The sequence below is a fragment of the Sulfitobacter sp. SH22 genome, assembly GCF_965641905.1.
Taxonomy (GTDB): domain Bacteria; phylum Pseudomonadota; class Alphaproteobacteria; order Rhodobacterales; family Rhodobacteraceae; genus Sulfitobacter.
The window spans coordinates 1,957,432-1,983,525 of record NZ_OZ282573.1; the positions used below are offsets into that span (position 1 = coordinate 1,957,432).

At 55.1% G+C, this 26,094-nt stretch carries 39 protein-coding genes; 3 read left to right on the forward strand and 36 right to left on the reverse strand.

Going from position 1 to position 26,094, the window contains the following annotated elements:
- Position 1: 1 nt before the first annotated feature.
- From ACSQ13_RS11620 to rplO, 8 genes are all read right to left on the reverse strand, one after another.
- The gene (locus tag ACSQ13_RS11620) at positions 2–1,372 is read right to left on the reverse strand and encodes a trypsin-like peptidase domain-containing protein (protein ID WP_295509993.1); all 1,371 of its coding nucleotides are present in this window, start codon (positions 1,370–1,372) and stop codon (positions 2–4) included.
- Positions 1,373–1,507: 135 nt separating this feature from the next.
- Entirely contained in the window at positions 1,508–1,927 is a 420-nt protein-coding gene (gene rplQ, locus ACSQ13_RS11625; protein WP_176250635.1) for a 50S ribosomal protein L17, read from the reverse strand.
- Between the two features lie 135 nt (positions 1,928–2,062).
- On the reverse strand, positions 2,063–3,079 hold the full coding sequence (locus tag ACSQ13_RS11630) for a DNA-directed RNA polymerase subunit alpha (protein WP_295509922.1): 1,017 nt from the start codon (positions 3,077–3,079) through the stop codon (positions 2,063–2,065).
- Between the two features lie 117 nt (positions 3,080–3,196).
- Positions 3,197–3,586 carry a 30S ribosomal protein S11 gene (gene rpsK / locus ACSQ13_RS11635; RefSeq protein WP_008226467.1) on the reverse strand — a complete coding sequence of 130 codons (390 nt, stop codon included), beginning with the start codon at positions 3,584–3,586 and terminating at the stop codon, positions 3,197–3,199.
- Between the two features lie 13 nt (positions 3,587–3,599).
- Positions 3,600–3,968 carry a 30S ribosomal protein S13 gene (rpsM, locus tag ACSQ13_RS11640; protein ID WP_176250637.1) on the reverse strand — a complete coding sequence of 123 codons (369 nt, stop codon included), beginning with the start codon at positions 3,966–3,968 and terminating at the stop codon, positions 3,600–3,602.
- A 325-nt stretch (positions 3,969–4,293) separates the two neighbouring features.
- Positions 4,294–4,941, reverse strand: a complete 648-nt coding sequence (locus ACSQ13_RS11645; protein ID WP_176250638.1) for an adenylate kinase — start codon at positions 4,939–4,941, stop codon at positions 4,294–4,296.
- Positions 4,938–6,302, reverse strand: a complete 1,365-nt coding sequence (gene secY, locus ACSQ13_RS11650; RefSeq protein WP_176250639.1) for a preprotein translocase subunit SecY — start codon at positions 6,300–6,302, stop codon at positions 4,938–4,940. Before secY ends, ACSQ13_RS11645 begins: the two co-directional genes overlap by 4 nt.
- 120 nt (positions 6,303–6,422) lie before the next feature.
- Positions 6,423–6,905 carry a 50S ribosomal protein L15 gene (gene rplO / locus ACSQ13_RS11655; protein ID WP_295509931.1) on the reverse strand — a complete coding sequence of 161 codons (483 nt, stop codon included), beginning with the start codon at positions 6,903–6,905 and terminating at the stop codon, positions 6,423–6,425.
- 214 nt (positions 6,906–7,119) lie between these two features.
- Here rplO and ACSQ13_RS11660 point away from each other — a divergent pair, with 214 nt between their 5' ends.
- Positions 7,120–7,815, forward strand: a complete 696-nt coding sequence (locus tag ACSQ13_RS11660) for a hypothetical protein (RefSeq protein WP_295509934.1) — start codon at positions 7,120–7,122, stop codon at positions 7,813–7,815.
- Positions 7,816–7,937: 122 nt separating this feature from the next.
- Here the strand turns inward: ACSQ13_RS11660 and rpmD are convergent, their stop codons facing one another.
- The 11 genes from rpmD to rpmC all read right to left on the reverse strand — a co-directional run bounded on the left by rpmD (position 7,938) and on the right by rpmC (position 12,319).
- Entirely contained in the window at positions 7,938–8,126 is a 189-nt protein-coding gene (rpmD, locus tag ACSQ13_RS11665; protein ID WP_093917651.1) for a 50S ribosomal protein L30, read from the reverse strand.
- Between the two features lie 2 nt (positions 8,127–8,128).
- Positions 8,129–8,710, reverse strand: coding sequence for a 30S ribosomal protein S5 (rpsE, locus tag ACSQ13_RS11670; protein ID WP_176250641.1), 582 nt, complete (start codon positions 8,708–8,710; stop codon positions 8,129–8,131).
- Positions 8,711–8,819: 109 nt separating this feature from the next.
- Positions 8,820–9,179, reverse strand: coding sequence for a 50S ribosomal protein L18 (gene rplR / locus ACSQ13_RS11675; protein WP_176250642.1), 360 nt, complete (start codon positions 9,177–9,179; stop codon positions 8,820–8,822).
- 11 nt (positions 9,180–9,190) lie between these two features.
- Entirely contained in the window at positions 9,191–9,724 is a 534-nt protein-coding gene (rplF, locus tag ACSQ13_RS11680; RefSeq protein WP_176250643.1) for a 50S ribosomal protein L6, read from the reverse strand.
- A gap of 10 nt (positions 9,725–9,734) precedes the next feature.
- The gene (rpsH, locus tag ACSQ13_RS11685) at positions 9,735–10,127 is read right to left on the reverse strand and encodes a 30S ribosomal protein S8 (protein ID WP_008225584.1); all 393 of its coding nucleotides are present in this window, start codon (positions 10,125–10,127) and stop codon (positions 9,735–9,737) included.
- A 12-nt stretch (positions 10,128–10,139) separates the two neighbouring features.
- Positions 10,140–10,445 (reverse strand): 30S ribosomal protein S14, encoded by a 306-nt coding sequence (gene rpsN, locus ACSQ13_RS11690; RefSeq protein WP_176250644.1) that lies wholly within the window; start codon positions 10,443–10,445, stop codon positions 10,140–10,142.
- A gap of 19 nt (positions 10,446–10,464) precedes the next feature.
- Positions 10,465–11,028 carry a 50S ribosomal protein L5 gene (gene rplE, locus ACSQ13_RS11695; protein WP_176250645.1) on the reverse strand — a complete coding sequence of 188 codons (564 nt, stop codon included), beginning with the start codon at positions 11,026–11,028 and terminating at the stop codon, positions 10,465–10,467.
- Positions 11,021–11,332: a 50S ribosomal protein L24 gene (gene rplX, locus ACSQ13_RS11700; RefSeq protein ID WP_093731778.1), complete on the reverse strand. Its 312-nt coding sequence runs from the start codon at positions 11,330–11,332 to the stop codon at positions 11,021–11,023. The genes rplE and rplX overlap by 8 nt, the downstream gene beginning before the upstream one ends.
- Positions 11,332–11,700, reverse strand: a complete 369-nt coding sequence (gene rplN / locus ACSQ13_RS11705; RefSeq protein ID WP_176250646.1) for a 50S ribosomal protein L14 — start codon at positions 11,698–11,700, stop codon at positions 11,332–11,334. Before rplN ends, rplX begins: the two co-directional genes overlap by 1 nt.
- A gap of 157 nt (positions 11,701–11,857) precedes the next feature.
- Positions 11,858–12,097, reverse strand: a complete 240-nt coding sequence (rpsQ, locus tag ACSQ13_RS11710) for a 30S ribosomal protein S17 (protein ID WP_176250647.1) — start codon at positions 12,095–12,097, stop codon at positions 11,858–11,860.
- Between the two features lie 15 nt (positions 12,098–12,112).
- Complete coding sequence (rpmC, locus tag ACSQ13_RS11715) at positions 12,113–12,319, reverse strand: 50S ribosomal protein L29 (RefSeq protein ID WP_093917642.1); 207 nt, start codon at positions 12,317–12,319, stop codon at positions 12,113–12,115.
- A gap of 161 nt (positions 12,320–12,480) precedes the next feature.
- Here rpmC and ACSQ13_RS11720 point away from each other — a divergent pair, with 161 nt between their 5' ends.
- Positions 12,481–13,101 (forward strand): TIGR02466 family protein, encoded by a 621-nt coding sequence (locus ACSQ13_RS11720; protein ID WP_176250648.1) that lies wholly within the window; start codon positions 12,481–12,483, stop codon positions 13,099–13,101.
- 60 nt (positions 13,102–13,161) lie between these two features.
- Here the strand turns inward: ACSQ13_RS11720 and ACSQ13_RS11725 are convergent, their stop codons facing one another.
- The 6 genes from ACSQ13_RS11725 to rplB all read right to left on the reverse strand — a co-directional run bounded on the left by ACSQ13_RS11725 (position 13,162) and on the right by rplB (position 16,250).
- A complete protein-coding gene (locus tag ACSQ13_RS11725; RefSeq protein ID WP_176250649.1) occupies positions 13,162–13,359 on the reverse strand; it encodes a hypothetical protein in 198 nt (65 codons plus the stop codon).
- A 248-nt stretch (positions 13,360–13,607) separates the two neighbouring features.
- Complete coding sequence (rplP, locus tag ACSQ13_RS11730; RefSeq protein WP_008226768.1) at positions 13,608–14,021, reverse strand: 50S ribosomal protein L16; 414 nt, start codon at positions 14,019–14,021, stop codon at positions 13,608–13,610.
- 13 nt (positions 14,022–14,034) lie between these two features.
- On the reverse strand, positions 14,035–14,742 hold the full coding sequence (rpsC, locus tag ACSQ13_RS11735; RefSeq protein ID WP_176250650.1) for a 30S ribosomal protein S3: 708 nt from the start codon (positions 14,740–14,742) through the stop codon (positions 14,035–14,037).
- A complete protein-coding gene (gene rplV / locus ACSQ13_RS11740) occupies positions 14,742–15,122 on the reverse strand; it encodes a 50S ribosomal protein L22 (RefSeq protein ID WP_008228597.1) in 381 nt (126 codons plus the stop codon). Before rplV ends, rpsC begins: the two co-directional genes overlap by 1 nt.
- Before the next feature lie 3 nt (positions 15,123–15,125).
- Complete coding sequence (gene rpsS, locus ACSQ13_RS11745) at positions 15,126–15,404, reverse strand: 30S ribosomal protein S19 (RefSeq protein ID WP_005849833.1); 279 nt, start codon at positions 15,402–15,404, stop codon at positions 15,126–15,128.
- Positions 15,405–15,407: 3 nt separating this feature from the next.
- A complete protein-coding gene (gene rplB / locus ACSQ13_RS11750; protein WP_295509968.1) occupies positions 15,408–16,250 on the reverse strand; it encodes a 50S ribosomal protein L2 in 843 nt (280 codons plus the stop codon).
- Positions 16,251–16,755: 505 nt separating this feature from the next.
- On the opposite strand from rplB, the gene ACSQ13_RS11755 reads away from it, so the two are divergent.
- Positions 16,756–17,199 carry a PepSY domain-containing protein gene (locus ACSQ13_RS11755; protein WP_176250652.1) on the forward strand — a complete coding sequence of 148 codons (444 nt, stop codon included), beginning with the start codon at positions 16,756–16,758 and terminating at the stop codon, positions 17,197–17,199.
- 156 nt (positions 17,200–17,355) lie between these two features.
- Here ACSQ13_RS11755 and ACSQ13_RS11760 read toward each other — a convergent pair whose 3' ends face one another.
- The 11 genes from ACSQ13_RS11760 to rpsL form a co-directional block, all read right to left on the reverse strand.
- Positions 17,356–17,562, reverse strand: a complete 207-nt coding sequence (locus ACSQ13_RS11760) for a cold-shock protein (protein WP_176250653.1) — start codon at positions 17,560–17,562, stop codon at positions 17,356–17,358.
- A gap of 262 nt (positions 17,563–17,824) precedes the next feature.
- On the reverse strand, positions 17,825–18,121 hold the full coding sequence (locus ACSQ13_RS11765; protein ID WP_176250654.1) for a 50S ribosomal protein L23: 297 nt from the start codon (positions 18,119–18,121) through the stop codon (positions 17,825–17,827).
- Positions 18,118–18,735 (reverse strand): 50S ribosomal protein L4, encoded by a 618-nt coding sequence (rplD, locus tag ACSQ13_RS11770; protein ID WP_176250655.1) that lies wholly within the window; start codon positions 18,733–18,735, stop codon positions 18,118–18,120. The genes ACSQ13_RS11765 and rplD overlap by 4 nt, the downstream gene beginning before the upstream one ends.
- Positions 18,732–19,574, reverse strand: coding sequence for a 50S ribosomal protein L3 (gene rplC, locus ACSQ13_RS11775; protein WP_176250656.1), 843 nt, complete (start codon positions 19,572–19,574; stop codon positions 18,732–18,734). Before rplC ends, rplD begins: the two co-directional genes overlap by 4 nt.
- An 18-nt stretch (positions 19,575–19,592) precedes the next feature.
- On the reverse strand, positions 19,593–19,910 hold the full coding sequence (gene rpsJ / locus ACSQ13_RS11780; RefSeq protein ID WP_005849850.1) for a 30S ribosomal protein S10: 318 nt from the start codon (positions 19,908–19,910) through the stop codon (positions 19,593–19,595).
- Between the two features lie 224 nt (positions 19,911–20,134).
- Entirely contained in the window at positions 20,135–20,656 is a 522-nt protein-coding gene (locus ACSQ13_RS11785) for a hypothetical protein (protein ID WP_176250657.1), read from the reverse strand.
- 58 nt (positions 20,657–20,714) lie between these two features.
- Entirely contained in the window at positions 20,715–21,257 is a 543-nt protein-coding gene (locus tag ACSQ13_RS11790) for a hypothetical protein (RefSeq protein ID WP_295509978.1), read from the reverse strand.
- 191 nt (positions 21,258–21,448) lie between these two features.
- Positions 21,449–22,624: an elongation factor Tu gene (gene tuf / locus ACSQ13_RS11795; RefSeq protein WP_176250658.1), complete on the reverse strand. Its 1,176-nt coding sequence runs from the start codon at positions 22,622–22,624 to the stop codon at positions 21,449–21,451.
- Positions 22,625–22,728: 104 nt separating this feature from the next.
- On the reverse strand, positions 22,729–24,855 hold the full coding sequence (gene fusA / locus ACSQ13_RS11800) for an elongation factor G (RefSeq protein ID WP_176250659.1): 2,127 nt from the start codon (positions 24,853–24,855) through the stop codon (positions 22,729–22,731).
- A gap of 83 nt (positions 24,856–24,938) precedes the next feature.
- Complete coding sequence (gene rpsG, locus ACSQ13_RS11805; RefSeq protein ID WP_176250660.1) at positions 24,939–25,409, reverse strand: 30S ribosomal protein S7; 471 nt, start codon at positions 25,407–25,409, stop codon at positions 24,939–24,941.
- Positions 25,410–25,569: 160 nt separating this feature from the next.
- The gene (rpsL, locus tag ACSQ13_RS11810; protein WP_005849863.1) at positions 25,570–25,941 is read right to left on the reverse strand and encodes a 30S ribosomal protein S12; all 372 of its coding nucleotides are present in this window, start codon (positions 25,939–25,941) and stop codon (positions 25,570–25,572) included.
- Positions 25,942–26,094 lie beyond the last annotated feature (153 nt).

Consider the following 26,094-nt stretch of genomic DNA (forward strand, 5'->3'; position numbering starts at 1 on the left):
ATCAGATCCGAAACCGCAGCGACAACCGCTGCCCGCCGCGCTGCACAACCAGTTCGGCCTGCCGCCGCCCCTTGAATGCCTCGCGCACCTGATCGGGGGATTCGACCTCTTGACCATTCACACCCAGAATAACATCGCCGGGGCGCAAACCGACCCGCATGCCAAAGGGCCCCACGCCCATTACCGCGACCCCGGATATTTCCAGTGACAAATTCAGCTCGGCCAGTACCGCAGGATTGATCCGCGCCAGTTCCAGCCCTGGCAGCAGTTCGCGATCGCCCAAAACAAGTGTGTCGCGCGAAGGCTCTTCCGGCGCTTCGATCAGGGACACCACCAGATCGGTCTGCGCCCCATCACGCAGGCGCGTGATCACAGCCTGCTTGCCCAGCCCCGCCACGCTCATCCGGTAGATCATCTCGGCGGGGGAATGCACATCCTCACCGTCGACCGCGATAATCACATCGCCCACCCGAAACCCTGCGGCCAGAAACGGGCTGACCGGATGTAACCCCGACAGAATAATGCCGCCCGGCCGGTCCAACCCCAAGGGGGCAGCCATATCCGCATCAACGGCCTGCCCGCTCAGCCCCGCCCAAGGGCGTGCAAAACGCGTCGCACCTCTGCGCGCCTGCCCCATAAACTCTGCAACCAGATTGGCCGGAATGGCAAAACCGATGCCGTTGGACCCGCCGGAACTGGTCAGGATTGACGTGTTGATGCCGATCAGGTCCCCCTGCATATCAATCAATGCCCCGCCTGAATTACCCGGATTGATCGGCGCGTCGGTCTGGATGAAATACCCCTGCCCACCGCCGTTCATGCCCCCGGACCGCGCAAGGCCAGATACGATGCCGCTGCTGACAGTCTGCCCCACGCCGAACGGGTTCCCGATGGCCAAAGCCAGTTCGCCGACCTCGACCCCGTCACTGTCGCGTAAGGACAGAAACGGCAGGTCGGCCACATCGTCAATCTTGAGGATGGCAAGGTCGCTATCGGCATCGCTCAACATCACGCGGGCGGAAAATTCGCGCCGGTCGGCAAGGACAATACGAATGTCCGTCGCCATCCCCACCACGTGATAATTCGACACGACAATCCCGTCCTCTGACAAGATCACCCCCGACCCGAGCGAATTTTGCACCCGTGGGCGACCCGCGTCAGGGCTTTGGAAAAAGCGTTCAAAAAACGGGTCGGATTGCAGCGGCGTGCGACTGCTTTGCACAATCGTGCGCGCATAGATGTTCACGACGGCTGGCGTGGCCTCTTTCACCAAGGGCGCAAAGCTAAGCTGCATTTGCACCGCAGAGCTCGGAACAGTCTGCGCATGGACGGGCAAGGAAATCAGGGCGAGCAGGATCAGGATATATTTCATACACCAGATATGCGCAGCCATAGGTGCTTTCGCAACACCCATATTCCAAATGGTCCAAAATCCTCGCCGAAGGCATAAAAGCAAAAAGCCCCTGCGCAGGCAGGGGCTTTAAAATCATCTGCAAGGCAGATGGCTTTAGTCTTCGGCAACTTCGTATGCTGCAACGCGGGCTTTGTCGCCTGCGCCTTTCGCGTCGCGGTCGCGGTCTACGAATTCGATGATCGCCATCGGTGCCATGTCGCCATAACGGAAGCCCGCTTTCAGCACGCGCACATAGCCGCCCTGACGGTCTTTGTAGCGGGGTCCAAGGATGTCGAACAATTTCGCGACATACTGGTCCTGCTTCAGCTTGCTTGCTGCCTGACGGCGCGCGTGCAGATCGCCGCGCTTGGCAAGCGTGATCATTTTTTCAATGATCGGCTTCAATTCTTTTGCTTTTGGCAAGGTTGTTTTGATTTGCTCATGTTCGATGAGCGAGCCTGCCATGTTCGAGAACAACGCCTTGCGGTGTTCATGAGTACGGTTCAGGCGGCGGTAACCACGTGCGTGACGCATTTTCTAGTCTCCAACGATATGCCCTCTACGGGCGGTTTTGCTTTGTCCGGCTGGCGTGCGTAGCGCCAACTCTCCTTGGGGCCCTCGTGGCCCAGTCTTGCATGTGGTGGGGATCGCTCCCCACCGCATGAATTCTTAGAACGAATCCTCGAACTTCTTGGCGAGGTCTTCGATGTTGTCCGGTGGCCAGTCCTCGACGTCCATACCAAGGTGCAGACCCATACCCGACAGCACTTCCTTGATCTCGTTCAAGGACTTGCGGCCAAAGTTCGGCGTGCGCAGCATTTCGGCTTCGGTCTTCTGGATCAGATCGCCAATATACACGATATTGTCGTTCTTCAGGCAGTTTGCGGAACGCACGGACAGTTCCAACTCGTCTACTTTCTTGAGCAGCAGCGGGTTGAATTCCAGGCCGTCATCATCATCCTGACGCGACGCAGATTCAGGCTCGTCGAAGTTGACGAAGATGCACAGCTGATCTTGCAGAATGCGCGCAGCAAATGCGACTGCATCGTCTGGCGTGATCGAACCGTCGGTTTCGACTTTCATCGTCAGCTTGTCATAATCCAGCACCTGACCTTCGCGGGTCGGCTGCACGTCATAAGACACTTTTTTCACTGGCGAATAGATCGCATCGATCGGGATCAACCCGATTGGCGCGTCTTCCGGTCTGTTTTTGTCCGCTGCAACATAGCCCTTGCCCGTGTTTACGGTCAGTTCCATGTAGACATCGGCACCGTCATCCAGGTGGCAGATCACGTGATCGCGGTTCAGGATCTCGATCCCGGCGCTCTCAGAGATGTCACCAGCTGTCACAACGCCAGGGCCTTTTGCAGAAATCGACAGGCGCTTTGGCCCTTCGACTTCCATACGCAAGGAAACACCCTTGAGGTTCAGAACGATGTCGGTCACGTCTTCACGTACACCAGCAACGCTGGAGAATTCGTGCAAAACGTTGTCAATCTGTACGGATGTGATGGCAGCGCCTTGCAGCGAAGACATCAGAACGCGGCGCAGCGCGTTGCCCATCGTCAAACCAAAACCACGCTCAAGCGGTTCTGCGATCACAGTCGCCTGACGTGCCGGGTCATTGCCCACCTTCACGTCCAGCTGCTGTGGTTTAATCAATTCAGCCCAATTTTTGTGGATCATACGTCCCTCCATTCTTGTCTCTTGCCCCATGTCCAAACGGCGAAGAAACTCCCGAGGTTTCAGAAAAGCAGTACGGGGCCGCACCCAACGGCACGACCCCATAAATAATATATGTCGTTAGACGCGGCGACGCTTTGGTGGGCGGCAGCCGTTGTGCGCCATTGGCGTCACGTCACGGATCGATGTGATGTTGAAACCCGCAGCGGCCAAAGCACGCAATGCGCTTTCGCGACCCGAACCCGGGCCTTGCACTTCGACTTCCAGCGTTTTCACGCCGTGATCCTGAGCTTTCTTGCCCACATCTTCTGCTGCCATCTGGGCTGCGTAAGGTGTCGATTTACGCGACCCTTTGAAACCCATTGTGCCTGCCGAAGACCATGCAATCGCATTGCCCTGAACGTCAGAGATCAGAATTTTTGTGTTGTTGAAGGAGCTGTTAACATGCGCCACACCTGCGGCGATGTTCTTGCTGACCTTACGCTTTGTTTTTGTCTTTTCGCGTGCCATTGATCAGACCCCCTTATTTCTTCTTACCAGCAATGGCCTTTGCAGGGCCTTTGCGAGTGCGAGCGTTGGTGTGGGTGCGTTGACCACGAACCGGCAGGTTACGACGGTGACGCAGGCCACGGTAGCAACCAAGGTCCATCAGACGCTTGATGTTCATCTGTGTCTCGCGACGCAGGTCGCCTTCAACAGAGAAGTTTTCGTCGATGTATTCACGGATCTTCAGGATTTCTGCATCCGAAAGTTCGTTGATACGACGGGTGATGTCGATGCCAACAGCTTCGCAGATTTGCGCAGCCGAAGAGTTACCGATACCAGTGATATATGTGAGGGCGATTGGAACCCGCTTTGCAGTCGGGATGTTTACGCCGGCAATACGTGCCACGTGTGCTATTCCTTTTTCGTTGCGGGTCCGTGATACCAGACCCTTTTTTCACAACGTGAAGCCCGAGGCGTTTCTTGCCATCGGGCTGCAGCTGATCAGGTGTTCTTGCGCAGAGCGTGATCGGTGCCCTTTTGCAATTCGATTCTCATACGAGATACGGCTGGTTATTGCCATTTCCAACAAGCGTCAACCCACGATTGGACATGTGACCCGCATTGAAGCGGTTGTTCGTCAATCGCGCCTGAAAAATGTTGTTAAACAAATAGAAAACGGCACCCGTGCGATGCAGGGGTGCCGTTTTCCGAATGCTGGTAGAACGTGCCGATCAGGCGTCCAGAATGGCCGCGATGCTGGCCTGAACCACGTTGATATCGGCCAGACCATCGACCCGCTTGAGCAGATCATGGGCGTAGTAATAGCCCAACAGCGGCGATGTCTTTTTGTAGTATTCCATCAAACGGTTGCGCAGGCTTTCTTCGTTATCGTCAGCCCGGCGTTTGAAATCAGTTGAACCGCATTTGACGCATTTGCCGTCAGCAGGCTGTGGCTTTGTCTCGTCGTGATAGACTTCGCCGCAATTACCGCAGGTCGACCGGCCGGAAATACGTTTGACCAGCGCCTCGTCGTTCACCCGCAATTCGATCACATGATCAAGCGGCTTGCCCGTTGCTTTCAACAGCTCGCCCAATGCGGTGGCCTGGGCCAGCGTCCGTGGGAAACCGTCAAAGATAAAGCCGCCGTGTTCGGACGTGTCTTCCAGCTTTTCCCGGATCAGACCGATCACGATCTCGTCGGTGACCAGATCGCCGCGCGCCATAACCTCGGCAACCATCTTGCCCATCTCGGTGCCGCTGTCTTTCGCTTCACGCAGCATGTCGCCGGTGGAAAGTTGCACCATATTGCGGGTCTCAACCAAGTGACGCGCCTGTGTTCCTTTGCCCGCTCCGGGCGGTCCAAGCAGAATAATGTTCATTTACGTGCCGGGCTCCGTTTTTTGCGGGATTTGCCTGTTTTGCCACGCAACTGCGAGCGCTCAAGCAACCCCTCGTATTGATGTGCAAGCAGGTGGCTTTGCACTTGTTGAATTGTATCCATGGTCACCGACACAACAATCAAAACCGAAGTACCACCAAAGTAGAAAGGAATGGCGAACTGACCCCGAAGAATTTCAGGAAGAATACAGACCGCTGCCAAATACGCAGCCCCGAGCACCAGAATACGGTTTACAACGTACTCAAGATATTCGGCTGTTTTCTTGCCTGGACGGATACCCGGGACAAAACCGTTCTGATTTTTCAGGTTATCGGCAACTTCGTCAGGCTTGAAGCTGACGTTGAAGGTATAGAAATACGCAAAGAACACGATCATCGCGACAAAGAACAGCAGGTAAAGCGGCTGCCCTGGCCCGAAGTTTGCCAGCAAGACCGACATGATCGGCCCTGTGGAATTCCCCGAGAACGTGCTGATCGTCACCGGCAGCAACAAAAGCGAGCTGGCGAAGATCGCAGGGATAACACCAGCTGGGTTAACCTTAACTGGCAGGTGCGAGGACCCGCCGTCATACATCTTTTGGCCAACTTGGCGGCGCGGGTACTGGATATGGATCTTGCGCAGGGCGCGCTCCATGAAGACCACGAACATGATCGTCACAATGACCATCACCAACACCGCAACGATCACCGCAGGGCTGATCGCGCCGGAACGACCCGACGAGAAGAACTGAGCAATGGCTGCAGGAACTTCGGCGATGATGCCCACAAAGATGATCAGCGAAATGCCGTTACCGATGCCGCGTGCGGTGATTTGCTCGCCCAGCCACATCAGGAACATGGTGCCGCCCACCAACGTAATCATACAAGCGAGACGGAAATACATGCCCGGATCGGCGGCAATGTCGCCTGCCTCAAGCGACACAGCCAGCCCGTAGGCCTGCAAGGTCGCCAAAGCCACAGTACCGAACCGTGTATATTGGTTGATCTTCTTGCGCCCCTGCTCGCCCTCTTTCTTGAGCTGCTCAAGCGCGGGAACCATCGAGGTCATCAACTGAACGATGATCGATGCCGAGATGTAAGGCATGATACCGAGGGCGAAAATGCCCATACGGCCAAGCGCACCACCGGTGAACATCGAAACCATACCGCCAATGCCTTGACCTGCGCTTTCCATGAACTGGCGCAGGGCGCTGCCGTCAATGCCGGGAACCGGAATAAACGTGCCAAGGCGATAAACGATCAGCAAACCGAGGGTGAATAGAATCCGGTTGCGAAGGTCTGTCGCCTTGCCCAACGCAGACCAACTGGTGTTGGCGGCCATGCTTTCGACGGCTGATACCATGATTAGGGCTCTTTCTTTGCAAAAACGCCGCCCGAGCCGTTTTCCGGCGGGCGGCATTTGGGAAAACTCGATTGTCTATGTAAGCGGGACGCAGCCCGCTCACAAGGCAAAAGGGTTTGGTTACGCGTCTGCGTTCGCCGCGGCAGGTGCTGTGACGGTCAATTTGCCGCCCGCTTTCTCTACTGCTTCGATTGCGGACTTGGACGCACCAGTGACTTGCAGGTCAACTTTGGTAGTCAAGTCGCCCTTTGCCAGAACGCGGATACCGTCCAGCTTGCGACGTACCAGACCCGAAGAAATCAGCGCGTCTTCGGTGATCGCAGCAGCGCCGTCGATCTTTTTCGCGTCGATGAATTTCTGGATCAGACCAAGGTTCACAACAGCGTAGTATTTGCGGTTCGGCTTGGTAAAGCCGCGCTTTGGCAGACGCTGGTACAATGGCATCTGACCGCCTTCGTACCCGTTGATCGCTACACCCGAACGGGATTTCTGACCTTTGATACCACGGCCACCCATTTTACCGGTGCCGGAACCAGGACCACGGCCAACGCGCTTGCGTGGTTTCGTTGCACCTGGGTTGTCTGAAAGTTCATGCAGTTTCATGTCGCTTCTCCTTTTGCCGGATGTGGCCCCCAGCGACGGGAGCGGCCAAACGCGGCGTTTCATGATTCTTGTGGCGGATTGGTGGCCACTGGGGGCGTATAGACGTGGAGACCGTCAGGATCAAGGGGTGTGCGAGCCGACAAAAGGTATTAGATTAAGGTGATCCAAGCCACAGGTAGCTGCAATGCCAAACATAGAAAAAACATTGTTATGGATGGACCATACCCTTGAAACTTTAGTCCTAACGCAACCCATTCCTAAAAAAAATTATATTCGAGACGGCTTAAGGTACCACTATGAGGAGAGATCGCTAGCTCAAGCAGTCTTGCAGAAATTGGCCAGAATAGCTTCTGGCTTGCGCTCTGCACAGATACTCTTGGAGCATGGCTTACTTCAAGAGCAAGCCGCTTTATGTCGAATGATTGATGAATTCCAAGAAGATGTCTGCTTTTTGTCTTTTGGGATACTGGACGGAGATTTGAGTGATCGCCACCAACAGTACCTGGACGCATTCTATGACGGCACAGATAATGAAAATCATAGTCCGCAGAGTTTTCTTGAGAAAAAGAACGAAGTACCTCGGAAAAAAATTCGGTCTTATATAGCCAATCACAAACTCTCCCCACTTAATCCCAGTGGGGCGATTTCCGCGTCACTGCAGATAAGCAACGTGTTTTCTGGATATGTGCATGGTGCATCACTCAATATCATGGAGATGTATCATCCCACACCCCCCAAATTTCTAACCAGGGGAATGTCGGGAAGCCGCCTACAGGAAGATCACAGAGTGGATTTTCATAACTTTGTCTACCGGGGTATAATGGCATTCTGCTTTGCCACGCGCGCGATCGGAGACAGTGACTTGAATCAGCGTGCGTATGAATTCCTTGTCGAATGGGAAAATAGCTAGCTGTCTTGCAAGTGCAGAGAAAGCCCGCCCAATAAGAACGCCCCACAGTTTCCTGCGAGGCGCTTTAATCTTGGGGCCGGATTTTTTGAATACTCCGGACCGTTTGCTCTAAAAGAAAGCGATCAGCCCTTTTCTTCGAGGATCTCTACCATGTGAGAGATCTTGCGGATCATGCCGCGTACGGAAGGTGTGTCTTCCAGTTCGCGTACACGGTGCATTTTGTTCAGACCCAGACCGATCAACGTAGCGCGCTGGTCGGCGGGGCGGCGGATTGGCGAACCAACCTGCTTGATTACAATAGTCTTAGCCATGCTTATGCCTCCTCAGCCACTTGTGCGGACGATTCAACATGGTCCTCACGCTTGGGCAGAATATCCGCAACTTTCTTGCCGCGACGCTGTGCAACAGAGCGAGGCGAAGATTCTTTACGCAGACCGTCCATCGTGGCGCGGATCATGTTGTAAGGGTTCTGCGAACCGATGGACTTGGACACAACGTCCTTGATGCCCAGCATTTCGAAAACGGCACGCATTGGACCACCGGCGATGATACCGGTACCTTCTGGTGCTGTACGCATAACCACTTTACCGGCGCCGTGACGGCCTTCCATGTCGTGGTGCAATGTACGGCCTTCGCGCAGCTGAACGCGGATCATTTGGCGCTTCGCTTGCTCGGTGGCTTTGCGAATGGCTTCAGGAACCTCTTTCGCTTTACCTTTACCAAAGCCTACGCGGCCTTTTTGGTCACCAACAACGACAAGTGCGGCGAAGCCAAAACGCTTACCACCCTTAACGGTCTTGGAAACACGGTTGATCGCCACTAGGCGGTCGGCGAATTCTGGAGTCTCTTCGCGCTGGTTGCGGCGATTGCCACCCCGGTTGTCATCTCTTGCCATGCGGCATCATCCTTTTGGTACGGCGCAAGCGCCTTTCTTGGTCAATCCTGGTGGGTCTGAACGACCCCCGGATCATCGAGGCGGCACATCGCGTGCCGCCTGCGCTGTCTTAGATTTTCAGACCGCCTTCGCGGGCTGCATCGGCCAAAGCTTTGACTTTGCCGTGGAACAGGAAACCACCACGGTCAAAATAGGCTTCGGTTACACCAGCTTTGATGGCGCGGTCGGCAATTGCCGTCCCGACCTTCGTCGCTGCTTCGATGTTGTTCTTGCCAACAACACCCAAATCTTTTTCGAGCGTCGAAGCGGAAGCCAATGTGACCCCGTTTACGTCGTCGATCAGCTGGGCGCTGATGTTTTTGTTCGAACGGTGAACCGAAAGGCGAAGACGCCCTGCGTTGACCCGACGAAGTTTGTTCCGAACGCGCAGGCGGCGTTTCAGAAACAGTTGTCTTTTGCTGTTTGCCATCTGAGCTATCCTTACTTCTTCTTGCCTTCTTTGCGGAAGACGAACTCACCTTTATAGCGGATACCTTTGCCCTTATAGGGCTCGGGCTTGCGCCATTGGCGGATGTTCGCGGCGACTTGACCAACAAGCTGTTCGTCAATGCCTTCTACCACAATCTCGGTCTGTTTCGGTACCGTGACGGTCACACCGGCTGGCGGTATGTAGTCTACGTCGTGCGACAGGCCCAGGTTCAGTTTCAACGAGTTGCCAGTCATGGCAGCACGATAACCAACACCTTGGATCTCAAGCTCTTTCTTGAAACCTTCGGTGACACCTGTAACCAAGTTGCCAACCATAGTGCGGCTCATGCCCCACTGCTGGCGTGCGCGCTTGGACTTGCCACGTGGTGTAATTGTTACCACGTTGTCTTCGACAGTCATTGTAACGTCGTCAGTTGCTTTAAAGGTACGTGTACCCTTTGGGCCTTTGACTTCGATGGTCTGACCGCTGACCGATGCAGAAACACCGTTGGGCAGGTCGACCGGTTTTTTACCAATACGAGACATTTTGCTCTCCTTAGAATACGGTGCAGAGCACTTCGCCGCCAACATTGTGGCTGCGTGCATTCTGATCCGACATCACACCCTTGGGGGTGGAGACAATCGACACACCGAGGCCCTGACGGACAACGGGAATGTCATTGACGCCCATGTAGACGCGACGACCGGGTTTGGAAACCCGCTTCAATTCGCGAATAACAGGTTCGCCCTCGTAATACTTGAGGCTGATTTCGATGGCAGGGTGGCCGTCGGCGCCTGTCATCTTTTCGTAGCCGCGGATGTAACCTTCGTCTGCGAGTACGTCCAATACCCATGCACGCAGCTTGGAAGCTGGGGTCATGACTGTGGATTTACCGCGCATCGAGGAGTTACGGATGCGTGTCAGCATATCTGCGATAGGATCGTTCATCTGATGCGCTCCTTACCAGCTCGACTTGACCATGCCGGGGATTTGGCCGCTTGAGCCAAGATCCCGCAACGCGATCCGCGAAATTTTCAGTTTACGATAGTAAGCGTGCGGACGGCCTGTCAGCTGGCAGCGGTTGTGCAGACGCACAGCGCTGGAGTTGCGAGGCAGTTTCGCCAAAGCCAGGGACGCGCGGAAACGCTCTTCCATTGGCTTTTCTTGATCGCTTACGATCTCTTTCAAGGCAGCGCGCTTTGCAGCGAACTTCTTGACCAGTGCTTCACGCTTCATTTCGCGTGCGATCATGGATTTCTTAGCCATATCTAAATCCTCCCCGCGCTTATGAGTTGAAGGGCATGTTGAACGCTTTCAACAGTGCCTTCGCTTCAGCGTCGGTTTTCGCCGTGGTGGCGATCACGATGTCCATTCCCCAAGTCTCATCAACTTTATCAAAGTCGATTTCAGGGAACACGATGTGCTCTTTCAAGCCCATGGCATAGTTGCCACGACCGTCAAAGCTTTTGCCGCTGATGCCGCGGAAGTCGCGGATACGAGGCATTGCGATCGTGATCAGACGATCCAGGAATTCATACATCCGCTCGCCACGCAGGGTAACTTTCGCACCCAAAGGCATGTCTTCACGAACGCGGAAACCAGCGATGGATTTCTTGGCAATGGTTGTCAGCGCTTTTTGGCCGGCAATCGTTGTCAGATCTTCCTGAGCGGATTTTGCTTTCTTGCTGTCACGGACAGCTTCAGCGCCACAGCCGATGTTCAGAACGATTTTATCCAAGCGAGGGATCATCATGTCGTTCTTGTAACCGAACTCTTCCTTCAGGGCAGGACGGATCGTGTCGTTATAGACGCCCTTCAGGCGGGGTGTGTATGTTGCAGTATCAAGCATCGATTACGTCCCCCGTGGTTTTTGCAAAGCGCACTTTCTTGTCGCCTTCGATCTTAAAGCCAACGCGCGTTGCCTTGCCGTTGGCATCAACCAGCGACAGGTTGCTCAGATCGATTGGCATCGCTTTGGGAATACGGCCGCCTTGCGACGTCTGGGACTGACGCGTGGCGCGGATTGCCATGTTGATACCGTCTACGATTGCTTTGTTGGCCTTTGGGTCAACAGACGAGATGGAACCCGTCTTGCCCTTGTCCTTGCCAGCAAGCACGATGACCTTGTCACCTTTGCGAAGTTTAGCAGCCATTACAGCACCTCCGGCGCAAGCGAGATGATCTTCATGAAGTTTTTTGCGCGCAATTCACGAACAACTGGTCCAAAGATACGTGTACCTACGGGCTCGTTTGCGTTGTTCAGGATAACTGCTGCGTTGCGATCGAAACGGATGGCTGTGCCATCGTCACGACGAACTTCTTTGGCAGTGCGAACGACGACGGCTTTACGCACGTCACCCTTTTTCACACGACCGCGAGGGATGGCTTCCTTGACCGACACGACAATGATGTCGCCGACGGATGCGTATTTACGCTTGGAACCACCCAATACCTTAATGCACTGAACACGGCGAGCGCCGCTGTTGTCAGCAACATCCAGGTTGGTCTGCATCTGGATCATTTGGTTTCTCCCGACCTTCTGGGGGGCGATGCGTGCCCGTTCCCCAGGGTTTCGATTAAATTGGTCTGCCCATAACGGGCTTCTCGCTCGTGCGTGTGACCCCTGCCTCCCTCAGAGTCAAGGGAAACAAGGGGTCCACACCCGAACAAGCCGTTCTTTAGGCCTCAGCGGCTTCCAGAACTTCCCAACGTTTGGTTTTCGATCTTGGTGCACATTCGATGATGCGAACGCTGTCGCCCACTTTGAATGTGTTGTTCTCATCGTGAGCCCGGTATTTCTTGGACTTACGGATGGTCTTTTTCAGAACCGGGTGGGTAAAGCGACGCTCTACCGATACAGTTACTGTTTGCTCGTTGGCATCGCTTGTCACGGTGCCTGTCAGGATACGTTTGGGCATACTCTCAGGCTCCTATTATTCAGCAGAAGCCGCGGTTGCGGCTTTCTGGTTGAGAACGGTTTTGACACGTGCGACGTCACGCTTGACGGTCTTCAAACGTGCGGGGTTTTCCAGCTGGCCAGTGGCTTGCTGAAAACGCAGGTTGAAAGCTTCTTTTTTCAGGTTAACAAGTTCATCCCGAAGCTGGTCGGGTGTCTTGTCGTGCAGTTCCTTGGCGTTCATCGCCTGTTCCTTTCGACATCACCAGTAGGCCCCTGAGGGGTGACCATGATTCTGGTGGAGTTCATGTGAAAGGTTCCTCTATAGCCGTTACACGCAGTTGGCAAGCAGCCTTTGCGCAAAACCTATCGCCACCCTGCCCCACCTCATGTAGAAGATGCCTCATGTCACAAATAGAATCCCTTTTCGTCACCCGCCTCTACCGCGCCGCTTTGTCCGAGCACGGCAAACCCGTCGACCCGTCCGAGCTTGAGGCCGCGTGCCTGAGCATCGCCGAAGATGACGAGGCCGGCCAGCAATGGTGCGATGAAAACGACTTTCCCGGATACACCAGCTATGCGTCGCTGACCGACCTGCCCTGGAGATTTCCGATCTTCAAGACCGTGAAGAAAGCGCTGGATAAACACGTCAAAGCCTTCGCCAAGGATCTGGCCTTTGATCTGGACGGTCGCAAATTGAAGCTGGAAGACCTCTGGATCAACATCCTGCCCGAAGGCGGCATTCATACCGCGCATATCCACCCGCATTCGGTGATCTCGGGCACGACCTATGTGGCGATGCCCGAAGGCACGAGCGCGCTCAAGCTCGAAGACCCGCGCCTGCCGATGATGATGGCCGCCCCCGGCCGCCTGAAGGACGCCCCGCAGGAATTGCGCCAGTTCGTCTATGCCAAGCCGGTTGTCGGTGATGTTCTGCTATGGGAAAGCTGGCTGCGCCACGAAGTGCCGATGAACATGGCCGAAGAAGACCGCATCTCGGTGTCGTTCAACTACGCCTGGGCGTAAGGTTGCCGCACCCCACGGGGTGCTGGCATTCAGATAACGGCGCGGCGGGTTTCACCCACCCTACGGCTTCTTGCGCGCCGCTTCCTGCTCCTTGACCGCGGCTTTCTCTTCCTTGGTCAACTTATTGCCCCACTGATTGTTAGACAGGCCAAGATCATCCGGCATCGGCTTGGTCTTGCCCTTCTTAATCGTGCCGCCTTTGTTGAGGAACTCTTTGATGAGGTCTTCGTCAGTGGTGGGCTTGGGGACTTGTTTCATGAGGCGTGACCTTTGTCTGGGGGTGGTCTTTTCACCACCTTAGCCCCGAGGGGCAGCATTGGCCAGTGAACGCGGGGGCCAGATTGATGGTGCCGATTGAATAGCTATCGCCATTAAATGAGAGCCAGACAAAAAAGCCCCCGCTGATCACTCAGCGGGGGCTTTTCTAATTCACCGGGGCGGAACGGGCATTTCTGGGAAATACCCTGCCGCCGCCGCGACAGCTCCGGCTTGCGCCGGAGCGTCTTTTACCAGTCCTCGCGGACCACAACGCGTGTTTTGATCGGCAGCTTCATCGCAGCAAGGCGCAGGGCCTCGTGAGCGATGTCTTCGTTAACGCCATCGATTTCAAACATTACGCGGCCAGGCTTGACGCGGCATGCCCAGTAATCAACGGAACCTTTACCTTTACCCATACGGACTTCGGTAGGCTTCGATGTGACTGGCAGATCCGGGAAAATCCGGATCCAGACACGGCCTTGACGCTTCATGTGACGCGTCATGGCACGACGGGCAGCTTCGATCTGACGCGCTGTTACGCGCTCAGGCTCCAGAGCCTTCAGGCCAAAGGTACCAAAGTTCAGGTCAGACCCGCCCTTTGCAAGACCCTTGATTTTGCCTTTGTGCTGCTTGCGGAATTTCGTACGCTTTGGTTGTAGCATCTTTCATTCCCCCTTAGCGACGACCGCCGGCACCGCGAGGTGCTGGGCCGTCTTGCATTTCTTGTGCCTTACGGTCACGCGCTGCCGGGTCATGTTCCATGATCTCGCCTTTGAAGATCCAGGTCTTGATCCCGATGATGCCATAGGCAGTCATCGCTTCGACATGTGCGTAATCGATGTCAGCACGCAGTGTGTGGAGCGGCACGCGGCCTTCACGGTACCATTCGGTACGCGCAATTTCTGCACCACCCAGACGACCAGCAACGTTAACGCGGATACCAAGGGCACCCATACGCATGGCGTTCTGTACGGCACGCTTCATGGCGCGACGGAAAGATACCCGGCGTTCCAGTTGCTGTGCGATGGATTCACCAACAAGTGCGGCGTCCAGCTCTGGCTTGCGAACTTCAACGATGTTGAGGTGCAGGTCAGACTTGGTGATCTTGGCGATTTTCTGACGCAGACCTTCGATGTCCGCACCTTTTTTACCAATGATCACACCTGGGCGTGCTGTGTGGATCGTAACGCGGCACTTCTTGTGTGGGCGCTCAATGATCACACGGGCGATACCGGCCTGTGCACATTCTTTTTTGATGAACTTGCGGATTGCAAGGTCTTCAAGAAGAAGATCACCGTAATCCTTGGTGTCGGCGTACCAGCGGCTGTCCCAGGTGCGGTTGACCTGAAGACGCATGCCGATCGGGTTTACTTTATTACCCATTATGCTTGCTCCTCAACTTGACGCACGACAATCGTGATTTCCGAAAACGGCTTGATGATCTTGCCGAAACGGCCACGTGCACGTGGACGACCACGCTTCATGATCAGGTTCTTACCGACATATGCTTCGGCAACGACCAGTTCATCCACGTCAAGGTTGTGGTTGTTTTCACCGTTCGCAATTGCAGACTGAAGACATTTCTTCACATCTGCGGCGATCCGCTTTTTGGAGAAGGTCAGGTCCGTAAGGGCCTTGTCTACCTTCTTGCCGCGGATCATTGCGGCGACGAGGTTCAGTTTCTGCGGGCTTGTGCGAAGCATGCGCAGTTTTGCACGGGCTTCGTTGTCGGCCACGCGGCGGGGATTTTTATCCTTGCTCATGGCTTATTTCCGCTTCGCTTTTTTGTCGGCTGCGTGACCATAATAGGTGCGAGTTGGCGAATATTCACCAAACTTCTGACCGATCATCTCTTCGCTGACGTTTACAGGGATGTGCTTGTGACCATTGTACACACCGAACGTCAGGCCAACAAACTGTGGCAGGATCGTTGAACGGCGCGACCAAATCTTGATCACTTCGCTGCGACCGCTTTCGCGGGAGGCTTCGGCCTTTTTGAGGACATAAGAGTCAACAAAAGGACCTTTCCATACTGAACGAGACATCTATTAACGCCCCTTCTTCTTGGCGTGACGCGAGCGTAGGATAAGCTTGCTGGACGCTTTGTTCTTGTTGCGGGTTTTTGCACCCTTGGTTGGCTTGCCCCAAGGCGTAACAGGGTGACGACCACCCGATGTCCGGCCTTCACCACCACCATGTGGGTGGTCGATCGGGTTCATAACAACACCACGCACAGATGGGCGGATGCCCTTGTGACGCATGCGGCCCGCTTTACCGTAGTTCTGGTTGGAGTTGTCAGGGTTCGATACGGCACCAACGGTGGCCATACATTCCTGACGCACCAGACGCAGTTCGCCCGAGGACAAACGGATCTGAGCATATCCACCATCACGGCCTACGAACTGGGCGTAGGTACCGGCTGCACGAGCGATCTGACCGCCCTTGCCTGGCTTCATTTCGATGTTGTGAATGATCGTACCGATAGGCATGCCCGAGAATGGCATAGCGTTACCAGGCTTGATGTCGGCCTTGGCCGATGCAATCACCTTGTCGCCAACAGCAAGACGCTGCGGTGCCAGGATGTAAGCCTGTTCGCCATCTTCGTACTGGATCAGTGCGATGAATGCGGTCCGGTTAGGGTCATATTCGATACGTGCGACAACCGCGGACATGTCCAGCTTGTTGCGCTTGAAATCGACGATGCGGTAGAGGCGCTTTGCACCACCACCCTTGCGACGCATTGTGATCCGTCCGGTGTTGTTCCGTCCGCCGTGCTTGCTAAGACCCTCTGTGAGGGCTTTAACCGGGCGACCTTTCCAAAGCTCCGAACGGTCGATCAGTACCAGCCCACGCTGGCCTGGCGTCGTCGGTTTATACGACTTTAGTGCCATGTTTTCTGTCTTCCGTTTTGCTTGTGCCCGACTTCAACAAGTTGAAGCCGAGATGGTTATAGGGCCCCGAAGGTCCCCAATTTGAATGTCTGGCAAAGAACCCCTTTGCCGGACCGGCGTAGGGTGGGTGAAACCCACCAACGCACAAAACGACACAGCCCCGGACGAATCCGGGGCGCTGCCGATGGGGTCGTTTAGGTTAGGATGGCAGGAGGGTCAAGGGAGAAGGTTCGAGCCATGCATTAAGCCTGCGCGGATATCACATGCGTCCTGCTTGCATCGCCCCAAGTCACCCCCCTGATCGGTCGCAAGGCGGATCATGATCCGCTTGTCTTTTCTGCCCCACGCACTCGCTTCATCGCTCAACACGCGGCCCAAAAAAGCCGATCCAGATCACCTTTGACTTAGGTCAATATGGCCCGCAACGCCGCTGCTAGGAATGCTCTGATAGGGTACCGCCCCATAGCGACGCCCCCTATCCATAACCCCTAAGAGGACATTCAACATGAAACGCATTCCCGCTTTGTTACTTTGCTCCGCACTCTCCTGGTCAGGGGCGGCATACGCCCAGTCCGGCGTGATCGGAACCGCCTGCGCTGATGACATCGAACGGTACTGCTCCGGCATATCGCATATCGGTGGGGCCGTTCAGCTTTGCCTGGGCGAGCATATCTCGGAGGTATCGACGCAATGCCGCACAGCAATGGAGGCCGCCGGGCCAGCCAATGGCAGATTTGGCTGGGGCGGCAAGTTCAACCGGCCACATTACATGGGTCTGCGCCAGATCGTCGCGACGGTACAGGCGCTTGGCTATACCGATATCCGCGACATCGATTTCGAAGGGGGCCACTACGAAGTCGAGGCCACGAATTCGGAAGGCGTCAAGATGGAGCTTTATGTCGATTCAGTGACCGGCAAAATCCTGCGGGAATCGCGCGAGGACGATTAAGCGGTACGGACACCAAAGCGCTGGCTTGCTTTGGTGTCCGGTTGCCTGTGCCTTCAGCTAGGGCTGTAACACACCTTTGAAACAAAAAGGGCGCAGCCTCGCGGCCACGCCCTTTCCAAAACTCTCAAACATCAGCCCCCGCAGGGACCGACCGGCTTACGCCAGTTTGATGTTTGTTGCTGATTCACGACCGTCACGGCCGGATTCGATGTCGAAAGTGATCTTTTGATCATCGGACAGACCGGTCAGGCCTGCTTGCTCAACTGCGGAGATGTGGACGAATACGTCCTTTGCGCCACCCTCGGGTGCTACAAAACCAAAACCTTTTGTGGTGTTGAACCATTTTACTGTGCCAGAAGCCATTATCGTATTCCTTATAAATCTGCCCGCGGAATGCGGCAGGGCGGCTAAGTCAATAATAGATCGAAAGACTGAGCCGTAAGGAGCAGTGATGACGATAGACGTAACGTTGCCCCCTACCCCTCTGCCCTTATTGACCAGAACACAAGCGTTTAAACAAGAATGGGCAAAACAAGCGGATAGATGCCGCCGAAACGGGACATGCGCATGCAAAAGGCCCCCCGCCTTGCAGCGAGGGGCCTTTCGTTAGCGTCAACCGGGCTGATTACAGGCCGGTGGATACGTCGATGGCGTTACCCTCTTCGAGCGTAACATAAGCCTTTTTGACGTCCTTGCGGCGGCCCATCTGGCCACGGAAACGCTTGGACTTGCCTTTGGTGATGGTCGTGTTCACGGCCTTCACCTTGACACCAAAGAGAGCTTCAACAGCTTCTTTGATCATTGGCTTGTTGCTACCGATTGCCACTTCGAAAACCACGGCGTTGTTCTCAGACGCCATTGTTGCTTTCTCGGTGATGATCGGCTTGCGGATCACATCATAGTGCTGGTGCTTGGTGCTCATTTCAAACGGGCCTCCAGTGCTTCGATCCCCGCTTTGGTGATCACGAGTGTGTCACGCTTGAGGATGTCATAGACGTTTGCACCCATCGTTGGCAGGATATCCAGACCTTCGATGTTGCGCGCGGCTTGCAAGAAGTTTTCGTTCACAGACACGCCATCGATGATCAACGCGCGTTTCCAGCCGAGGTTCTTAACCTGCTTGGCCAGTGCTGCGGTTTTCCCATCGGATGCGGCATCGTCGATGATAACCAGGTTGCCGTTCTTTGCCATCGAAGACAAAGCGTGGCGAAGACCCAGCTTGCGGAACTTCTTGGTCAGTTCATGGCCGTGGCTACGAGGGGTTGGACCCTTGTAGATACCACCCGAACGGAAGATCGGTGCAGAACGTGCGCCGTGGCGTGCGCCGCCGGTGCCTTTCTGACGATAGATCTTCTTGGTCGAATAGCTAACCTCGGACCGTGTCTTGACCTTGTGCGTACCTTGCTGCGCGTTGTTACGCTGCCAGCGGACGACGCGGTGCAGGATGTCAGCGCGTGGCTCAAGACCGAACAGGGCCTCGTCCAGGTCGATCGATCCGGCAGAACCGCCGTCTAGTTTGATGACATCAAGTTTCATGCGTCACCTTCTTTCTGTTCTGCATCTGGCGCGGCTGCGTCAGTGCTTTCTGCGGCTTCCATTGCGGCCTGCTCGGCTGCTGCGGCTTCTGCTGCGGCGGCTTCTGCTTCGGCTGCGGCGGCTGCGGCGGCTTCTTCAGCGGCTTTCGATGCTTCTTCTGCGGCGGAGCGCAGAGCAGCTGGCAGAATGGCGTTGTCAGGGAATGGTTTCTTAACCGCATCCTTAACAGTCACCCAACCACCTTTGGAGCCGGGAACAGCGCCTTTGACCATGATCAGGCCACGAACGGTGTCAGTTTTGACAACTTCGAGGTTCTGAGTGGTGACACGGGCGGAACCCATGTGACCGGCCATTTTCTTGCCTTTGAAAACTTTGCCCGGATCTTGACACTGACCGGTGGAGCCATGCGAACGGTGAGACACGGAAACACCGTGTGTCGCACGCAGGCCGCCAAAGTTGTGGCGCTTCATCGCACCGGCAAAACCTTTACCGATGGATGTGCCTGCAACGTCAACATACTGACCAGCAAAGTAATGATCGGCGATGATTTCTTCGCCAACATTCAACATAGCTTCTGGATCAACGCGGAATTCCGCAACCTTACGCTTTGGTTCAACCTTTGCCGCAGCAAAGTGACCACGCATGGGTGCCGATGTCCGTTTAACCTTGGCTGTACCTGCGCCGAGCTGAACAGCTGTGTAGCCGTCCCGTTCGGTGGTACGCTGTGCAACAACCTGAAGTTTGTCGAGCTGAAGAACGGTAACAGGGATCTGCTTACCATCTTCCATGAACAAACGGGTCATGCCCATCTTTTTTGCAATAACGCCTGAGCGCAACATAATATTACCCTCCTACGCTTATGACTGCAGCTTGATCTCGACGTCCACACCAGCGGCCAGGTCGAGCTTCATCAGCGCGTCCACGGTCTGGGGGGTCGGATCAACGATATCCAGCAAACGCTTGTGCGTGCGGATTTCGAACTGGTCACGGGATTTCTTGTCAACGTGGGGGCCACGCAAAACTGTGAATTTCTCGATCTTGTTCGGCAGCGGAATTGGGCCGCGAACAGATGCACCGGTACGTTTGGCGGTGTTTACGATTTCCTGTGTGGACGCATCCAACACGCGGTAATCAAACGCCTTCAAACGGATGCGGATGTTTTGGCTTTGTGCCATATGTCATCATCCCTCATTGGGAGGTGAAACGAAGAGGAAGAGACGCCTCATCACGGCCCTTCATTGCGTTTTGTCGTAAGTCAAACGGGGCGCGTAAAAACGCACCCCGCTGAGACTTGCGCTCTATAGGTCGAGTCGCATCTTGTGGCAAGGGGCAATTGGCCGTTCAGACCTGTACACGTCGTGATGTCGCAAGAATCTGCCGCAACCGGGGGCGAAACCGGTTAAATGACGGACCAAAGCTGTTTGCCCGCCAGCAAGGCAAAGGATGCGACGGTCATATAGAGCGCCGCGATGAACCTCATGCGTTTTTGCTCGCGCAGCTTTGAAACCTTCAAAACCTCATAGGCCAGTTCGGCGTGCCAATCCGCCCTTGCTGCTGCCGCTTGCAGGTCGGCGACGGTGCGGTGTCGGGCAGTCTGGATGTACAATGCCCGTTCGACCCCCTTTTCACTGTCATCGTTCACCTTGGGGGCCGATCGTCTGGAGGGGTAAAGCACATAGCCGAAAAAGAACAACGGGGCCATGACCACCGCCCAGAACAGAACGACAAAAACCGCGCCCTCATCGCCGGCCCCGGGCAAGCCGCCGATTACATTTGCAACGATGTTCAAGGCGAAGGTGTAGCCGATTCCCACGATCTGCGCTTTGGTATCATAGGCCCGGACCGTGGCCTGCGCCTCTTCCAGGGACACCAACAGGTACTGACGCTGCATCGCAAGATCAGGTTGGGGAACAGTCGACATGATACAACATCCGCTGGGGTATTAGGGCAATCAGACCCGTCAAAAATCGGCAGTCCCGTCAGTTTGCCCGCTTCAAAAGCGTTTTGATCGTCTTGAGGGGCTTACCATCACGGACCAAAAGGAATTCCAGTTCCAGCCCCTGATCGACCAAGGTCCGATGGTATTCCTGCATTTCGTATTCCCCGGTCTCGTCAATGAAAAGCGAAAAGACAGATAAAGTATCGCCAATCAGCCGTGCCCACACAAAGGGGTCACCCTTCAGCGGATCAAGGGGAATTGCCTTGCCAAACACATTGGTTCGCATGGCAGAGCCGTAGATATTGGGCCGGACACTTGGCGCGAACTTGATCTTATAGGTCTTGGCCTTGGCGCGCCCATCATCCTTGCGGCTGACCGATGTCCAGGTCAGCACGAACCCGTCCTTGGTTGGCTCGATCGTGGTACTCATGTCCCGGTACCTGATTTCACCGTCGAACGAGAATTCTGCCGCACCCGTGAAAGTTCCGGCGAAACGGTCGAAATCACCGGCGAATGCGAATGCAGGCAACAGGCATAACACCAGCGCAAAAAGACGGGAAACTGGAATTGAAAATTTTCTCATGGATCAAGGTTATCCTATTTCACAGACTTGACCAGTAACGATCCTGAAAAAATACCCCCGGAACGTTGCCGAAACGGCCTTTCACGCTGCGCGTATTCTATCCCCCTGCCTCCGCAAAAGAAAAGGCCGCCCCGGTGTGGGACGGCCTTGTTTGATGTGACGTGCGTGGGGGCGTGCCCCCAGACAGCAGCTTACTCGTTGATCTTGGACACAACGCCCGCGCCTACAGTGCGGCCGCCTTCGCGGATCGCAAAGCGCAGACCGTCTTCCATCGCGATGGGTGCGATCAGTTCAACGTCGAACTGCAGGTTGTCGCCTGGCATAACCATTTCAGTGCCTTCTGGCAGCTGAACTGTACCGGTGACGTCTGTGGTCCGGAAGTAGAACTGTGGACGGTAGTTCGCGAAGAATGGCGTGTGACGGCCACCCTCTTCCTTGGTCAGGATATACGCTTCGGCTGTGAACTTGGTGTGTGGATTCACCGACTTTGGCTTACACAGAACCTGACCACGCTCAACGCCCTCACGCTCGATACCGCGCAGCAGAACGCCAACGTTATCGCCAGCCTCCCCACGATCCAGCAACTTGCGGAACATCTCAACACCGGTACATGTGGTGGTCTTGGTGTCACGAATGCCAACGATTTCAATGCTGTCGCCAACGTTGATCACGCCACGCTCGATACGGCCTGTCACAACGGTACCACGACCGGAGATCGAGAACACGTCTTCCACAGGCATCAGGAACGGCTGGTCAACAGCGCGTGCAGGTGTCGGGATGTACTCGTCGACGGCTTTCATCAAAGCGCGGATGGATTCCTCGCCGATTTCTGGACGCGTGCCGTTCATTGCGTGCAATGCCGACCCAGGAATGACGGGCATGTCGTCGCCGGGGTAGTCGTAGGAAGACAGCAATTCGCGGATTTCCATCTCGACCAGCTCAAGCAGCTCGTCGTCGTCAACCTGGTCAACTTTGTTCATGTAAACAACCATGGTCGGGATACCAACTTGGCGGCCCAGCAGGATGTGCTCGCGGGTTTGTGGCATTGGGCCGTCAGCCGCGTTCACAACCAGGATCGCGCCGTCCATCTGTGCCGCACCGGTGATCATGTTCTTTACATAGTCAGCGTGGCCTGGGCAGTCGACGTGTGCATAGTGACGTGCTTCGGTTTCGTACTCAACGTGAGCGGTCGAAATGGTGATGCCGCGTGCTTTTTCTTCGGGCGCGCCGTCAATCTGGTCATACGCTTTGAAATCGCCAAAATACTTGGTGATCGCAGCTGTCAACGTCGTTTTGCCGTGGTCAACGTGACCGATCGTGCCGATGTTAACGTGTGGTTTATTACGTTCAAACTTTGCCTTAGCCATGGTGGCCTCCTTGATTTTCAATTTGGATGGTGGGGGTAAAACCCACCCTACGGTTTGGGTAGGGCGGGGTTTTCCCCGCCATCCCAGTTATTGCTATTGCTCGCTTACGCGAATTTGGCCTGGATCTCGTCCGAGATGTTCTGTGGCACAGGTTCGTAGTGCGAGAACTGCATGCTGAAGTTCGCACGACCCGAAGACATCGACCGCAGAGTGTTGATGTAGCCGAACATGTTGGCCAATGGCACCTGCGCTTCGATCGCGATGGCGTTGCCACGTGTGTCTTGACCCTGAACCTGACCGCGACGCGATGTAAGATCGCCGATGATGCCGCCTGTGTAATCTTCAGGTGTGACAACTTCGACTTTCATGATCGGCTCGAGCAGTTTCGCGCCAGCTTTCTTCATACCTTCGCGCATACCCATACGGGCAGCGATTTCGAATGCCAGAACGCTGGAGTCAACGTCGTGGTATTTACCTTCGATCAGCGCAACCTTGAAGTCGATGACCGGGAAGCCAGCCAAAGGACCGGAGTCCATGACCGATTTAATACCCTTTTCAACGCCCGGGATGTATTCCTTAGGCACCGAACCACCAACAACGCGGCTTTCGAACGAGTAACCCTCGCCTGGCTCTGTTGGCATCAAGATCATTTTAACTTCAGCGAACTGACCCGAACCACCCGACTGCTTCTTGTGGGTATAAACCACTTCGGCTTCACGAGAGATCGTTTCACGGTAAGCAACCTGCGGTGCACCGATGTTCGCCTCAACCTTGAATTCGCGCTTCAGGCGGTCAACCAGGATGTCGAGGTGAAGTTCGCCCATGCCCTTCATGATCGTCTGACCGGATTCGATGTCAGTTTCAACACGGAAGGATGGATCTTCGGCAGCAAGACGGGCCAGACCGGCGGACATTTTTTCCTGGTCCGCTTTTGTCTTTGGCTCGACCGCGATTTCGATAACCGGATCAGGGAAGGTCATTGTTTCGAGGACCACAGGATCGGCAACAGAACACAATGTGTCACCTGTTGTGGTGTCCTTGAGACCCGCCAAAGCAATAATGTCGCCCGCGAACGCTTCTTGAATTTCTTCACGATCGTTCGAGTGCATCATCATCATACGACCAACGCGCTCTTTCTTGCCTTTGGTCGAGTTCAAGAGCGTGTCGCCCTTGTTCAACTTACCGGAGTAGATGCGTGTAAATGTCAGCGTACCAACAAAAGGGTCGTTCATGATTTTGAACGCAAGGCCAGAGAACGCCATATCATCGTCCGCACGGCGCGGGATGTTACGTGTTTCTGTGTCATCGCCTGGCTTAAAGCCCATGTAGTCAACAACGTCCATCGGGGATGGAAGATAGTCGATAACAGCGTTCAACAGCGGCTGAACACCCTTGTTCTTAAAGGCGGAACCACACAGAACAGGGATAAACTTGATGGCCAGCGTACCCTTGCGGATCAGCTTGCGCAGCGTATCAACGTCAGGCTCTGCGCCGTCCATCAGATAGTTTTCCATGGCTTCGTCATCCATCTCGACCGCAGTCTCGATCAGATGTGCACGCCATTCGTCTGCCAGGTCTTTAAGCTCGGCGCGGATTTCGCGCTGTTCCCAGCTTGCACCCAGATCTTCGCCGGCCCAGACCCATTCTTTCATGGTGACCAGATCGATCATGCCTTCCAATTCGGTTTCGGCACCGATTGGAATTTGGATCGGCGCAGGTGTCGCACCGGTACGGTCTTTGATCATCTTCACACAGTTGAAGAAGTCAGCGCCGATTTTATCCATTTTGTTAACGAAAACGATGCGCGGGACCTTGTAACGGTCGGCCTGACGCCAAACTGTTTCGGTCTGCGGCTCAACACCGGCGTTGGCGTCAAGAACGGCAACCGCGCCATCCAAAACAGCCAAGGAACGCTCAACTTCGATGGTGAAGTCAACGTGGCCAGGGGTGTCGATGATGTTCATCCGGTACTTTGTGTCGGATGTCGCATCGGCTGTCGGCTCTTCCTGGCGCTGCCAGAATGTGGTGGTCGCAGCGGAGGTAATAGTAATACCACGCTCCTGCTCCTGCTCCATCCAGTCCATTGTCGCTGCACCATCGTGCACCTCGCCAATGTTGTGGGATTTGCCGGTGTAAAACAGGATACGTTCGGAACAGGTCGTTTTACCTGCATCGATGTGGGCCATAATGCCGAAGTTACGGTAGCGTGTGAGCGGATAGTCGCGTGCCATGGGGCTGCTTCCTCGAATATATCTGAAACGGATAAATCGCGCCCCAGCGTGGGGCGCGACGAAGGCGGGTTATGCCGCCCGAATTACCAGCGGTAGTGGCTGAATGCTTTGTTCGCATCGGCCATTTTATGCGTATCTTCGCGTTTCTTAACAGCAGTGCCGCGCGACTGAACAGCATCCATCAGCTCGCCCGCAAGGCGCTCTTCCATGGTGTTCTCGTTGCGCGAACGCGATGCTTTGATCAACCAACGGATCGCCAATGCTTCGCGACGCTCGGGGCGTACCTCGACAGGCACCTGATAGGTTGCACCACCAACGCGGCGCGAACGCACTTCGACGGATGGTTTGATGTTGTCCAAAGCTTCGTGGAAAACCTCAATGGGGGCGCGTTTGATCTTGTCTTCAACGCGGCTCATTGCGTTGTAAACAATACGCTCAGCGACCGATTTTTTACCATCGATCATGAGGTTGTTCATGAATTTTGTTAGGACCAGATCACCGTATTTGGCATCTGGCAGAACTTCGCGTTTTTCAGCGGCGTGACGACGTGACATTTAAGGCTCCTAATGTTCTTGCGCCAAGGTTGGATCTGGCCGGTGTATCCGTTGCCCTGCGGCATGGATTTCGGCGTGCGTCTCAACCCCAGCTCACCCCTAAAGGGAAAGTATGCTGGACGGTCCTGGGCGATTAGATAACGCCCAAGACCCACCCAAATTATTTTGGCTTCTTTGCACCATACTTGGAGCGACGCTGCTTACGGTCTTTAACGCCCTGAGTATCCAGAACACCGCGCAGGATGTGGTAACGCACACCGGGAAGGTCTTTTACACGACCGCCGCGGATCAGAACAACAGAGTGTTCCTGGAGGTTGTGCGATTCACCTGGAATATAGCTGATGACTTCAAAACCGTTTGTCAGGCGCACTTTGGCAACCTTACGCATGGCCGAGTTCGGCTTTTTGGGTGTTGTTGTATAAACACGTGTACAAACGCCGCGCTTTTGCGGGCATTCCTGCAGGTGCATGGATTTCGAACGTTTGATTTTAGGCTGGCGCGGTTTGCGGATCAGCTGCTGGATCGTTGGCATTCCGGTTTTATCCCCGTTTAGCTCACATATGTGGTGCAGCGGGGCGGACCCCAGTGCGGTTTAAGTTTCGGTCCCCTCGCGCGTCCGCGAAGCTGTCTTTACCAGGCGCAAGTGGCGCAAAGCAAAATCACCGCAGCGTTTCCGTACCGAGGA